The organism is Brevibacillus reuszeri (assembly GCF_001187725.1).
Lineage (GTDB): Bacteria > Bacillota > Bacilli > Brevibacillales > Brevibacillaceae > Brevibacillus > Brevibacillus reuszeri.
In genome coordinates this window covers 31,965-45,380 of the sequence record NZ_LGIQ01000007.1, presented here as the reverse complement: position 1 = coordinate 45,380, position 13,416 = coordinate 31,965, and the positions used below count along the sequence as shown (strand labels likewise).

General features: G+C 47.1%; 13 protein-coding genes. 1 reads left to right on the top strand and 12 read right to left on the bottom strand.

Annotated features, from left to right (window positions below; all coding sequences use genetic code 11):
- Positions 1-3: 3 nt before the first annotated feature.
- From ADS79_RS09820 to ADS79_RS09805, 5 genes are all read right to left on the bottom strand, one after another.
- On the bottom strand, positions 4-474 hold the full coding sequence (locus ADS79_RS09820; RefSeq protein WP_049738256.1) for a hypothetical protein: 471 nt from the start codon (positions 472-474) through the stop codon (positions 4-6).
- A gap of 210 nt (positions 475-684) precedes the next feature.
- Positions 685-999 carry a hypothetical protein gene (locus tag ADS79_RS09815; RefSeq protein ID WP_015892313.1) on the bottom strand — a complete coding sequence of 105 codons (315 nt, stop codon included), beginning with the start codon at positions 997-999 and terminating at the stop codon, positions 685-687.
- A gap of 234 nt (positions 1,000-1,233) precedes the next feature.
- Complete coding sequence (locus ADS79_RS09810; RefSeq protein ID WP_049738255.1) at positions 1,234-2,664, bottom strand: LCP family protein; 1,431 nt, start codon at positions 2,662-2,664, stop codon at positions 1,234-1,236.
- A gap of 359 nt (positions 2,665-3,023) precedes the next feature.
- Entirely contained in the window at positions 3,024-3,161 is a 138-nt protein-coding gene (locus ADS79_RS35615; RefSeq protein ID WP_162839523.1) for a hypothetical protein, read from the bottom strand.
- A gap of 56 nt (positions 3,162-3,217) precedes the next feature.
- Positions 3,218-4,171 (bottom strand): carbohydrate kinase family protein, encoded by a 954-nt coding sequence (locus tag ADS79_RS09805; protein ID WP_049738254.1) that lies wholly within the window; start codon positions 4,169-4,171, stop codon positions 3,218-3,220.
- A gap of 279 nt (positions 4,172-4,450) precedes the next feature.
- On the opposite strand from ADS79_RS09805, the gene ADS79_RS09800 reads away from it, so the two are divergent.
- Positions 4,451-5,671, top strand: coding sequence for an MFS transporter (locus tag ADS79_RS09800; protein WP_049739035.1), 1,221 nt, complete (start codon positions 4,451-4,453; stop codon positions 5,669-5,671).
- Between the two features lie 61 nt (positions 5,672-5,732).
- Here the strand turns inward: ADS79_RS09800 and ADS79_RS09795 are convergent, their stop codons facing one another.
- The 7 genes from ADS79_RS09795 to ADS79_RS09765 all read right to left on the bottom strand — a co-directional run bounded on the left by ADS79_RS09795 (position 5,733) and on the right by ADS79_RS09765 (position 13,163).
- A complete protein-coding gene (locus ADS79_RS09795; RefSeq protein ID WP_049738253.1) occupies positions 5,733-7,802 on the bottom strand; it encodes an SEC-C domain-containing protein in 2,070 nt (689 codons plus the stop codon).
- A gap of 81 nt (positions 7,803-7,883) precedes the next feature.
- A complete protein-coding gene (locus tag ADS79_RS09790; protein ID WP_049738252.1) occupies positions 7,884-8,156 on the bottom strand; it encodes a hypothetical protein in 273 nt (90 codons plus the stop codon).
- The gene (locus ADS79_RS09785) at positions 8,153-9,175 is read right to left on the bottom strand and encodes a hypothetical protein (RefSeq protein ID WP_049738251.1); all 1,023 of its coding nucleotides are present in this window, start codon (positions 9,173-9,175) and stop codon (positions 8,153-8,155) included. The genes ADS79_RS09790 and ADS79_RS09785 overlap by 4 nt, the downstream gene beginning before the upstream one ends.
- A gap of 163 nt (positions 9,176-9,338) precedes the next feature.
- Positions 9,339-10,886 (bottom strand): YcdB/YcdC domain-containing protein, encoded by a 1,548-nt coding sequence (locus tag ADS79_RS09780; RefSeq protein ID WP_049738250.1) that lies wholly within the window; start codon positions 10,884-10,886, stop codon positions 9,339-9,341.
- Between the two features lie 155 nt (positions 10,887-11,041).
- Positions 11,042-11,989 carry a 3'-5' exoribonuclease YhaM family protein gene (locus ADS79_RS09775; RefSeq protein WP_049738249.1) on the bottom strand — a complete coding sequence of 316 codons (948 nt, stop codon included), beginning with the start codon at positions 11,987-11,989 and terminating at the stop codon, positions 11,042-11,044.
- Positions 11,990-12,009: 20 nt separating this feature from the next.
- Positions 12,010-12,540: a YkvA family protein gene (locus ADS79_RS09770; protein WP_049738248.1), complete on the bottom strand. Its 531-nt coding sequence runs from the start codon at positions 12,538-12,540 to the stop codon at positions 12,010-12,012.
- Positions 12,537-13,163, bottom strand: a complete 627-nt coding sequence (locus ADS79_RS09765; protein ID WP_049739034.1) for a DedA family protein — start codon at positions 13,161-13,163, stop codon at positions 12,537-12,539. Before ADS79_RS09765 ends, ADS79_RS09770 begins: the two co-directional genes overlap by 4 nt.
- Positions 13,164-13,416: the final 253 nt, after the last annotated feature.

The following is a 13,416-nucleotide window of genomic DNA, read 5'->3' as shown; positions in this document are numbered from 1 at the left end:
TGCTTATTTTGTTAGACGAACCAGCACTCCAAGGTCCGCCGAAAACTTTTCGAGCAACGTTTCAAACTGTTTTTCCTCGTCTTCTGCAGCTGGTTGCTCCACAACAAAGTGATAGTCGAGCATCATTGCCGCTTCAGCGATTTTACCCGGTTCCAGATAGCGACGTTTTTCCGTTAGCGAAATTTCCGGAATCATTGCTTTTGCCTGTTCCCATAGACGAGAGCTTTGCTCATTACTCCACTCCCCCGGGAACGTCACTTCCACTTCCACCTCGCAGCTTCCCTCATCTTGCAGCGAAAAAAGATGAACAGAGGCTTCCGGAACATTCTCATCTTCTGCTATCGAAAAGGACAGGATGACTTCCTGTGATTCCTCATCTGCTACCAGCGAACGATCTGAACGTAAAAGAATATCGGTTATCATGCCATGCGCGGCTAAATGCTCACCTAGTCTTTCCACCATCAATTGCAACACGCGGTTTACTCCTCCTGCCTGTAGATGACCTTTTGCATGCAAGTATATAAGAAAACCTCAATCGAGGCTACCCCACGGAGGAGCGACCGCGTTTTAGCGCAAAGTTTCACCGAGGTAATGCCGGGAGTGGACACTGAAGTACCTTGCCATGCGCTCCAGAATTTATAAACGTCGTGCTTTTCAATTCTTATACGTTCACGAAAAACCCCTTCACGAGGAAGGGGTCGGGGTATTGTTGATATTTTTTTGATTCATGAATTCTGATAACCAGGCGCGACGCACTTCTTTGTTGGGACAGTATCCCAAAATGTAGCTCTCTCCGCGCATATATTTTTCCTTGATCCACTCTTTATGCTTGCGGAAAAAGGCATGTTGGAAATCAATCGGCATTTGCTGATATTCTTCCAAGGCTGAGGGGTTCTGGAGGAAAAAATCTTCATCGTACACAAATTCTTCATTTTGTTGGCGGCTGATCAGGTACACGAAGGCAATCACCAGGAACAGATTCACCAAGAAAATAGTCATCCAAATCCCTCCAGTCATGCATTTTAATTATCTGATTACTCTGTCTTATCAGCATATTATTATTGTACCACGCTTTTGGTGTTTTCTAAACCTCTGTAGGCGTTATTTTATAAAAAAACTTTTTAAAAAGTGAGTATTTTCGATCAAGAGTCTGACTGCACCGTAATTTTTGTCGAAGAAGATGTTGAACAGATGCAAAAAAGCACCCGGTCTATGCGATCGGGTGCTTGATCATTAGATTCCTGGAGGAGTAACAGCTTCCTGTCCTGAAGGCTGAACAATATCAGGAGGTGGAGCTGTACCGCCATTTGTTGCAGGTGGAACGGTATTCGTCGCAGGGTTTTGGTCCTTCTGTGGAGTCTGTCCCGCGTGCCCGGACGCATCTGGGCTTACAATATCTGCTGGCGGTGCCACTTGATTGCCTTCCTGCGGATCTACGGCATCAGGAGGTGGTGTCGCTTCTGCTTCTTCCTCTTCCGGAGTCTTTTTCTTCGGTGGAGGTGGCGCAGCAGTCTCTGTCGTTTTCTTTTTCTGTGTTGTAGTGCTGCTTGATGCTGCAACCGCTGCCTCACCGGAGCCCAAAACAGGTGAGTTGTTGATTTGAGCAACTACAGAACCACTTACGCCCATCTCAGCTTGCAGAGAGTTGCGAATTTCTTCGAGCTTCTCTTTCTCGAGAAACGTATATCCGCCTTGCCAGTATGCGCCATTTTCCAGAGCGGTAACGGTCGAGGAATTAAAGCCTTTGAAATCATATGCCAATCCTTTAATTTGATCTTTGGACAGGTCGGTATGTATGTTCTTGGCTCCAACATCCATAATGTTGAATACTTTAGTTAATCCTTCAACAGAAGCTACTTTATCAACAATCGCTTTTATGACCTCTTGCTGACGTCTGTTGCGATCGAAGTCGCTAGAGTAGTATTTGGTTCCACGATTGTCATGGCGATGGCGTACATAGCCTAACGCTTGCTCGCCGTTTAGCTTTTGCAAGCCAGGGCTCAGATTGATGTGCGTATTATCTGTCGGATCATCATAGACGAGCTTGCGATCGACGTTCACCTCAACACCGCCCAATTCATCAACAACTGCCTTGAAGCCATCAAAGTCAATCGCGACGTAATGATCAATCGGAATCCCCAAAATTTCATTGAGCGTTTTCTTGGTCAACGAAATTCCGTCCTCAGTTGGAGCCTTGTTGTTGCGCTCTGCCTGACGTCGCTCTGCTTCACCATTTGCGTAAACAGCGTTGATCTTGTGATAATCGCGATAGCCCGGAATCTTCACACGCGTATCACGCGGAATCGAAACCATCGTTACTTTTTTCGTTGCTGGATTCGCTACTGCCACAATCATGACATCTGTGTTCATCGAGCCTGTCTCAGGACGGCTGTCCGATCCAAGAACGATAAAGGACATTGGCTTGTCAGCATGATAAGCAGGGTCGATATTTTGAGAAACCGGAGAAGTAAATCCATTATTCGTTGGATTCGTCACTTCATTCAAAGTGTCTTCAATTTTCCAATAAATTGCTCCAGCCACACCACCAACCAACAACAGGGTTATCAAGCTGAAGATAAACACAAATCGACGTACTTTTCGATTACGGGTCGGTTGCTTTTTTCGGGGGGCAGAAGCGCGTGTTTTTGCAACAGTTTCTGGCATATGTATCAGTCTCCTTGTTCGCGCACGCTTTTTAAGACGTATCAGATTGTTTCCTTGTTACACTTGAATGCTTTTTTTGTTGTTGAAACGCTCCGATACGTGTCACTTTTCCGCAAATGGCGGTTGCTCATCTCATGAGCAGATTCCTCACATGGGGTTTTTTACAAAAGAAAACAGAGGCACGAAAAAGAGCAGTGCCACAGGGCAGATTTGCACTAATATTTTCTTCTGTTGGTAATAGTCTGATTCAGGTATTGTATCATACCATTGTCTTCATTTGTAGAAAAATGTTCCCATCAATTAAAAATCCCCCATCTTTTTGTCGATGGAGGAAACGATTTTTTTTGGTGCTATTCGTATTATTGTAGTCCGCGAGGCGCCTGGCTGAAGCCTTGTACAGGGCCATCACCCTTCTTGTTTTTGGAGCGGTGAGAATCGCCACCTTGACGAACATGGCTCTCCTGCTTACCGTTTACGTCGTTCGATTTTTTCTCCATTTGTACACTCCTCCTTATACGAGACTAACGAGTAGTGTACGTCATTGTATGTAATCTCATCCTCGCTCATTGCCTTGCACTTGGGTAGTGGCAAAAAAATTTTTTCGATTCAATAATTGGTCAATGTCATACATGCCATTTTTTTGCGAGGACAGCTCTGCCAGCGCGATCCCGTAAGCAGCCTGCTCCGCGAGAGAAGATGCCTTATTTTGTGCATAAATTACACCGGCTGCAAACGCATCTCCAGCCGTCTCTCTGATCGGATTGGGAGGAGCTGTCAGCCACATGGAACCTGTTTGCTCGCACAGACATATTCCCGCATCTCCGCAAATAACCATGACGTTACGGATTCCGTCTTCTATCAGCTTTCGCGCGCAGCGTTCCACGTCATAAAACGAATAAAGTGATTGTCCGCTCAATTGCTCGATTTCATCAATGCTGGAGATGAGCAAGTAGACCCCATCGAGCATGCCACGCCATTTCTCTGCCTTTTTTACCGAAACGGGATCGACAATCACCTTCTTCCCCAGGCGCTTCGCTTCTTGCAAAAACTGCTGCATGACCGCTTGGGGCAGATTCGCGTCCATAAATAAGCCGGCAGCTTGCGGCAATCTTTGCAAACCGCTTTGAATCAGGGCATCTGTCCAGGCATCATTTACGTCCATATCAGAAACAGCAGCGTACAAATCACCGTCAAGATCCCGAATCGCCAAATATCGACCTGTCGATTTGCTTGGGATTCGAAACATTCCGTGAGTAGAGACGCCACTTTTTGCCGTGATTTGTCTCAGCCATTCGCCGTCTGCATCCTCTCCTACGAGTGAGAAAAGTTGTACTTCCTGTCCCAGCCACCCCAAATTTTCCGCCACATTTCGTGCTACTCCGCCTGCCGCTTGCTGGACATAACCAGGATTGCTCGTTCCAGGCAACAGTCTGGCAATAGTTACTCCTTGCACATCCACATTGGCTCCACCTACGCATAGCCAATATTCTGACATCCCTTCCAGCATTACAGCACCCCTCTTCGCCTTGTGCTCATGATTAGCGAATTATTATCCTCTCTTTTTCGACAATCATTGCTCGTTTACCTACCTGTACAAAAACTTCCTTTATCAACCACCTTTTTTCTCCTATTGCCACCAGCCATATTCCGCGTATACAGTAATGACGCCTCGTGCTATCCATGCTACAGTGAAAAAACAAAACGGTTGCTCTGATTCAGTGAACCCTAATTTCACTGGAGAATGAAGAGCCGTTTTGACGAAAAAAAAGACGGAGATGAAACCTTTATGAGCGCTTCAGCTACACCGATTAAAGCTTCACCGGCTGAGAGTTCAGCGCCTACTGTTTATCGCATGCTGTTTGCGATCAGTATTGCGCATTTGCTGAATGACAGCTTGCAGGCAGTCATCCCTGCCTTACTCCCCATCGTGGAGAAAAATCTTTTACTAAGCTTTACGCAAGTCGGCATGATCTTATTAGTTATGAACCTGACCTCCTCTGTGCTGCAACCAGTTGTCGGTTATTTCTCAGACCGGAAATCACGACCCTTGCTCCCGCCTATCGCCCTCGTCGTCTCTGGTCTCGGGATGCTGGTACTTGCTTTTGCAGGCAGCTATTACATTGTTCTCCTGGCAGTTGCTTGCGTCGGGATTGGCTCAGCCGTCTTCCATCCGGAAGCCTCGCGTTTTGCCCATCTGGCCTCAGGTCCTCGCCGCGGGCTGGGACAGTCCATCTTTCAGGTCGGAGGCAACGCTGGTCAGGCCCTCGCTCCTTTGATGACCATTCTCGTTTTTGCCAACCTGGGACAGACGGGCGCCATGTGGTTCCTCTTGCCTGCACTTGTTGCCAGCTCAGTACTTTTGTACGTTGCCCTGTGGTACCGTGGTCAGCAGCGCATAAAAAAAGCAACCGCAGCTTCCCATTCTTATGGGCATCGTGACAAGCGCTTGATTGCGATCATCCTATTGGTCCTGATTGTGAGCGTTCGATCCTGGATGAATGCCGGATATCAAAGCTTTTATCAGTTTTACTTGATGTATATCAAAGACATGGAGTATTCGAGCGCACAGCTTGTCGTCTTTGGCTTTTTGCTGGCGGGAGCAATCGGAACATTTATTGGTGGACCTCTCTCGGACCGTTTCGGAAAACGTAACCTGCTGATCCTCTCAACATTGGGCTCGCTGCCGTTAACACTTTTGACTCCTTATGTTTCCGGATTTTGGACTTTTCCTCTGCTCTTTTTGAGCGGATTTATCATGCTCTCCAGTTTTTCTGTTACCGTCGTATACGCTCAAGAGCTGCTCCCTGGTCGCATCGGCACCGTTTCCGGTCTCATCATCGGTCTCGCCTTTGGAATGGGCGGCATGGGTGCTCTCGTCTTTGGATCACTCGCAGATACGTATAGTCTTTCCTTCGTGATTACGCTGTGCTCCTGGCTTCCGTTGATCGGCCTGCTTGGCTTCTTGTTACCAAAGGATGATACGGTTCGCAGCTGGAATCACGCTTAAACGCATTCTTTTACATGAAAAAGACCCGAGGAAAATACTCCCTCGGGTCTTTCGTTCGTAATTATACAAGTACACTCGTCGGTGCGCCCAACAGCAAGGCTATGACAGGAGGATACAGCTCTGGCGTGCCAAACAGTCGCCATTTTCCATCCTCGCCTTTGCCAAACAAGCCTGAAATGATCCAGTCAGAAGCAAGCACCTGCCCCAAATCAGCCTCGATTTCGAGATTGACCTTATCGCCATTTGTGCGAAGAGCACTCCAGCCATTCGCACCCTTGTCTTGCAGGATCAATGGTTCGTCGGAGATTTCCGCGATTCCTACTGACGTATGGTGTACATTTTGGTTCGCTTCTTTTTCCAGAACCCCGCGCAAGCGATATGCTTCTGGCAATGTCTCTTTCAGCTCGGTAAACAATGGCTGCAGCTCTGTATGCAAGGAGGTTGTTCCTTGCTTGTCCAGCCATTTGAAGAATGCGGTCAGCACAGACAAAAGATTTGTTGCCAATGTTTTCGTTGTCGCATCTGCACGCGTGTAAATATCGTGAATAAGGAAGTATGCCACATCCTCACGGCGCAGCTGCTCCCATGTAAAGGAAGGACCAAAAGCCCCTCTCACAAAGGAACGGAGGTTATTCATCACTTCATCGTACTTTTTGACAGTTGCCTCGGACTTGCCCTCTGTCATTTCTTGTACAAAGCGATTGATATCCGCCAGGCGATCTGGGTGAACCGTGTACACGCTCTCTGGCAAACCTTCAATCAGTGGACGACTCAGCAAATTATTTACATGGATGCTCTCGTTAGACATCGCCAGGCGTGGACGAAGCATATCCATGCGAATAAATCGGGCCAAGCCTTGACCGACTTTGCTATCCTGCTCCATCTGATCCATTAAGGCCTGGAGCTTCCCGCGCATTTCCTCATTATCTGTTGCAGCTACTAACACCGGCGCCAGATCATCCAGCAGCTCGTGCGGAGTAACCAGCCATTTTTCGGCGAAGTACGTTTGAACAGCCCACTGCAAAACTTTTGGCGGCAGCATTGGCTGGCTCGTAATAAACAGCGTTCCTTTGGAGAGCTTGGAGCCGGTTGACGTCAAAAGGCGAATCTCTTCCTCAGATTCGTAGGCATCCAGTTCGAGCAATCGGGCTACCTCATCCAATTGAGGAGCGTACCCTTCCAACAGAAGCTTTTCTTCCTGCACCAGTACTTCTGCCTGTACTTCATACAGCTCAAGCAGTGCATTTTTCAGCATTGGGAACAAATGCTCTTCCTTGCGGGTTGCATACACCCAGATTTCACGTGCGCCATCCCGTTTTTTTAGCTCGAACACTCTATTGGCTTCAATCGTCTTGCGAAGCTGCTCACGATTTTGAGAAGCATACGTACGGCGAAGCAGTGCGTCTTCTTTCGTTCCTTGGGTCTGATCTTGTGTCTCACCAAACTGAACGATGAAGTGGTACAGCTCAGTCGTATAAACGCGCTTGCTTGTGTCGGCAGCTGCCTCTTCTACTTCTGGATGCTCCTTCAGCCATTCCAAAAGTGGCTCTTCTACATGCGGCTGCAAAATGATACTGCCTGAGAATAACATATTGCGCAGTCCCAAATTCAAGAGCCGTCCAACAATGAATTGTCCGATCTGTACGTTCAGATTGTTGGAGCGCAGCAGGTAATGCTTTTCTTTGCTAATCGGCTGCTGAACGGTTAAAACATCCCGTTCCACTTCAACAATTTCATATACATTTAAATGCAGCTGGGCAAAAGCACGTCGCAGATCTTCTTCCATTCGGCGTCCATGCTGTTTGACGTAGTTCTCAAGCAGCGTGCTGCCGCCTGTTTTCACATCAAGCACACACCAGTTAAAGAAATGTGCCGCCCATTCAGGACGCATCACACTCTCTTCAGAAAGCCCGATCTCATCTGCAAAACGCTTGCGAGCCTCAGAAATGACATCACTGGTCACATTTCCACCAACAAAGTGATTCAGTCTTTCGACCCAGCTAGCATATTCCTTCTGTAGCTTTTGCTCGTGGCGACTACGCAATTCTGTAATTGGCGTAACCACTCCGCAGCACTTTTTGTATTTTTTCCCGCTCCCGCAGGGGCAAAGTTCGTTTCTTCCTACTGACATAGAGGGTTTGGGTCTCCTTTCCATCCCACGCGGCATGCGCGGGGAATCCTACACAATCCCCCTATTTTACCGCATTTTTCGTCATGTGTTCAAGTGTTCTCGTTTTGGATCGTGCGCGATACCCACATCACCTTTGTCTTCCCATTGGACAATGAATTGCTCCAAACGGTTCATCAAGCGGACGATGCGCTGCTTCTCGCCCATACATGCTGAAATAGCAGAGAGCTGGTTTGCGGTGAATAGCTCCACCACTTCCCGCTCCATTTCCTGAAGGCGAATCCGATAGCCCGCGATTACTTCGCGTAAGAAGACAAATCTTTGCTCCAACCGGATCGTAGCCTCCAGTTTACTCATTGTTGTTCACTGGTAGCCAGCACTTGTTGAATGCCAAGTACGATCTGCTCATGCTTATGTTTCTCTTTCATCAGCACTTCTATAGCTTGCATATTACTTTGCTGGAAGTGATCAACTACCTCCTGGGACATATCCTGCTGACGCGTTTCCAAACGTTCGATCGCCTCTTGCAATAGCTTTTGTACTTCTTCAAGAACTTGTTGGTTAGTTGCGTTGCTCATCGTAATTTCCTCCTTGGTAATTAACGGTTTTTCTTGTTCTTTTTGTTCCTCTTGCAAAACAGGTTGAGCTGATTCGGTTACGACTACTTCTGACACAGAATCGGTCTTCGCTATCGTTTCAGGAGCCTGGGATACTGCCGCAGCAGCAACTTCAGATACCGCCATCCGCTCCTCGATTTGCTCTTCACTTTCATCTTCACTGCGAACAACGATGTACAAAATTTCTCCATCAATCCGGAAGCGGTCATCAAGGTTGGGTAGAAAAGCCGCATCTCCTGCGATTCCTACCTCCTGCTCCAGAAAATGAATCAATGAGCGGGATGTCACTTGCGTAATGCCATTGGAACGGCAAAACTCATAGACCTGGTCATTGCCCAATGTCCATTCCGCTATAAACCAGCGAATATCCCCCTGATACTGCACAAAACGAGTGTCCTTCTCCAGTTGCAGCATACGCAAAATTTGGTTCCACCCGAACTGGGTTTGTCTGCGCAATTCCGCAACGATCTGCTCAAGCTTTTTTGGTGCCCCAGTATCCCGCAAAAAGCGGTACGCCAGATCATACAATTGATGTGGCTGATAAGTTAGTTCCACGATTGCTTCAGAACTGGCAACCCGCACTGGTGACTGATCCATTTGCAGCACTTTCTCTAAGAGTGCCGTACTGTCCAGATCCAAAAAAGCATTCAGCTCATTCGCTTCCATCCGGGAGCATATCTCCGTCCGGGGGAGGGAGCGTTCACCAGACCGGAATACCTTCTTGACAATACTTGGTAGGGTATAGGTTGGCCGTTTCATGCACTTTCTCCTTCTCGTGATCGGCATTGTTTGCCAAATCAAATGGGAATCAAAGAGATATTCTACAAAAAGCAAAAAAATCCTACCTGATCGAAAGTGTTTATCAATTTTGATAATAAAAAGGCAAATCCCGGCAAAGAATGGTCTTCAGCCGGGAGCATTTTTATTCCTTCCATTCGAGCCAAAACTCTTCTTTTTCACCAGTAGCAGCGTTTATTTGTATGGATGACGTCTCGAGGGAAGGCATGTACACGAGCTGTGGTAGCTTGGCGGTCTGCGTATCTGCCTGGGGATACCAATAGGAGAGGTCGACCGTGGCTTGCCCCAGAAAGCTTCTTTTAGCTGTATCCATATCGATCAGCTTGTCTGTTGCAAGTGTGGTTGGCAGGTTCGATAGCTTCGCTACACGTGCCAAAACGACTGATCCTTTTTTTGCATCCACCTCTATGGTGAACATTGGTTCTTTCGTCGTGATTCCGTTCACATGGGGATAAAATTGATAGCTGGAAACCGGATTCACACGATTTTGATCCACCCAGCCGGGCAAATTGTCCACAAGACGTGATTTCTTTATGACAAAGGATTTTTCGGTGGACAATAAGTATTTTTGTACAAAAGCAATCGCATGCTTTTCCGCTTCCGCTTCGCTCCATTTTTTATCGATCCCGTCTCGCTTCGATCCTTCCACCTTCAGCTCGATCAGCTCGCGGGATTGGCGGTCTACGATTAATGTTGCACTCTGGTAGATCGGATTCACCCATTGATAGAGGTCTGCACCGCGTTCTTTGTTATTTTCGTTCACATGCTTGTAGTTTACGGTAGGAATCGCAATCTGGAATTCATTCGCGAGCAGCTCCTCCATCTTCTTTTGATCTCCCCAGCGCCAGCCGTCTGCCGAGCCTTTGATGTCTACGATCTTACTTTCCTGCACCGTAATGGATGGAATGACCTCCCCCGTTTGTGCGTCAATGATAGACATGCTTTTCGGCACATAAACGAGCTTGTCGCTTTTTGTGTCATATACGAGCTCCATTGTCAGCTCACGCGCAAATGCTTCCTTCGCCTTGTCCAAAGCAATCGCTTGTCTTGGATTGGCTACCTCTGCTTCTAGCGGCAGTTTTTCTTGCTGCTTGTCATAAAACACGATCTGTCCATCTGCGTCGACCATGACCTGTCCTACTTCCTTCATAACCGGAACTTGATGCAAGCGAGGATACAATGGGACAACCACGAGGTTTTCGCGTGCAGAGCCACGATTGCTGACGAGCATCGGCTGGCTTGCGGCAACATAGTCTTCCCACATGTTTTTATGGAGGAAGTCCGCTGCTTTTATGTAGCCTTTTTTCTTGTCTGGTTTCTTCGTGCTATCTCTGTAAGGATCGATGTATGTCAAAGAAGAAATATTGTGACCAGAATCGATGACAAGATTTAAAGAAGTGCCTGCTTTACTCACACTCTTTCGGTCGGACAAATTTATGATGTAGGAGTCACTACGATTACCGAAATAATCTACATGCAAATCCGAGATGGCAGGCAAATAGTCTTCTTGCAGCTCTTCCAGCGTTTCAATCACTTTTAGTGGTAGCTCCACCGTATCTTTCCCAGAATTTCCTTCCAAGGCAAAAACTGCTTCCGGCAGTGAGCACACCACTGGTCCAGTCAATACACCAGTTACCAGCAAAAGTGTTGCCGCTTTGCTCCGTGTAAGCACGCATTTCCCTCCTTTTTATCCATCCCATTTCACTACGATTACGAGCTGTGAACGGATACTCTTTTGCCTGATACAAAACGAGTAATGACACAATTCATAGAAGAAGGCCACCACACTCTGTGCAGCAGCCTTGGTAGAAATGGACCAGAATCAGACTAATAGCCACGCCAAACCTTTCTTTTCAGAACACCCGCATACGCCCATTCGTCATCCTCCCCCATATCCGCAAGAGTCTGCCCCAAGGCGTTCATTTTACTGTCAATCTGATCGAGATAATGGAACAGAACAGCCGTTGGAGTCTTACCAGAAACTGCGCTGCCCCAGCCATTTTCAACTTCGCCGTGGTGGCTTAAAATACAATGCTTCAGATGAAGAACTTCCGCATCACCCATAGGAATATCCAGCTTGCGGCAAATACTGCTTACGATTTCTACCCCCATCACCAGATGCCCGATCAATTGACCCGGAGTTGTGTAATCGGGAGCTACGGGATCAGACAGCTCGTACAATTTTCCGATATCATGCATGATACAAGTAGCATAAAGTACATCCCGATCCACTTGTGGATAAAGGGGAAGTAGTCTTTCCGCTGCGGTCAACAAAGAGACGATATGCTCCAGCAAGCCGTGATAGTAGTTATGATGCATTCGAACACCAGCTGGATACTGACGGATTCGCTCCCGAATTTCTCCATCCGCTAGCGCTTCGTTGATGATTGCTTTTAAGGTCGCACTTTGCAGACTGCTAATCTTCTGCTCCAGCTTGTCCCACAGCTCATCTACCGGAACAGGTGAGACAGGAATAAGCGATTCCATCATAACCTCATCAGATGCAGAGGCAGGACGAATCCGTTGAATCACCAGCTGCTTTTTCCCACGATACAGCTGAACTACTGCATCAATTTTCACGACGGTCTTTACCGCGATGGCGTCTTTCATTTCAGCATTCACGTCCCACAGCTTGGCCATGAGTGTACCGGAACGATCCCCGAGCTCCAGGTTGAGGTATTCACTTTGGTTGCTTGCAACGCCGGCTTCCTTGTTTTTTACCAGACAAAACGCGACAACACGCTCTCCTTCAGTATAATCATTGAGATATTTCATCGGCTCGTCCCATCCTGTATTTATTTTTTTCGAAAAACGAGTTCTTCCAGCTTTTTCACGATCTTTTTACCAACCAAATCGTCAGCAGATTTGATCACTTTGGTAATCACAGAGAGCAGGTCCTCTTGTCCATTCCAATGCTCTCGTACAACGGATTCATCAACATCCACCAGTATTCTGCGAAGGGCATACACTGCCAAAATGACGTCATCCAATAGCCCCAAACCGCCAACCAGCGCTTCCGGGATAAAATCGATTGGTGCGATAAAGTAGGCCACTGCCACACCGGCAATTGCTTTGGAGCTACCGCCCACCCGTTTATCCATAATTAATCGCGCAAGCAAAACGAACAAATCAGGGGCAAGCAGGATGTAATTGGCAACCGTCTTGTTTACACCCTTATCTTTGATAAAGCTCTCGATTTTTGCACGCAGCTTGTCGTAGAAGCGCTGGTGAGGCTCTGGCAGTTCAACCGGAATCAGCTCGACAGGCTGTCTAACAGCAGGCAAATTTTCATTTTGTTTTTCTTGCTTTCTGTCTTCCTCGTTCATTTCGATTCCCCCTGCTTGACTTTTTTCATGTTTCGTCTATGGCGAAAATAAGAAACGCCAGCAATCATTACGAGTAATGCTATAAAGAAAATAGCGAGATTGCGTGAGATGAGATCAAATACATCTTCCCATCTCTCTCCCAATTGCCATCCAAGTGTAACGAACAAGACGCTCCAAAACAATCCGCCCAAATAGGTATAGAGCATAAAGGTAGGAAAAGGAAGGCGCGTAATACCCGCAAAATAGGCCGTGAATTGCCGGACGCCTGGGATAAAGTATCCGAGCGGCAAAGCCCATTTGCCTACTCGATTAAACCAGTCTTCGGTTTTTTTATAGAGCGTGTAGCCCATGCCCAATCGTTTGCCATATCGCTCTAAAAAAGCAAATCCCAATGTTCTTCCAATCCAATAGGCAGCTGTCATTGCGGTAACAGAGCCGAGAAAGCACACGATCAGAGTAGGCCAAAACGCAAGCTTACCCGTCGAAACAAGAAAACCGGAAAATACAAGCAATGTTTCCTCAGGCAGCGGCATCCCTAGTATTCCGAGAAAAAATAATCCAAATAAAGCTCCATATCCGTATTGCGCAATCGAATCACCGATTGTCGCCATTACATCCGTCACAACCTTCACCACTTTTCCAGGGAATCTGCCCTCTTCATTATGCCAAAATATATAAGTATTCACAAATCGCAAGCTCGGTTGACAATCAACTAGCATCGACGTACAGTTACCTAGGTAATACTTTCTCAGTTAACTATTTTCAATTCTATAAACAAATACGAATCATCCATGTTTTTGTTACATGGAATCGAGAACGGTAAGTTTGCTAATTATCCAAACAACCTTTGGTTATACTGAAAAAAATCAAGACCTG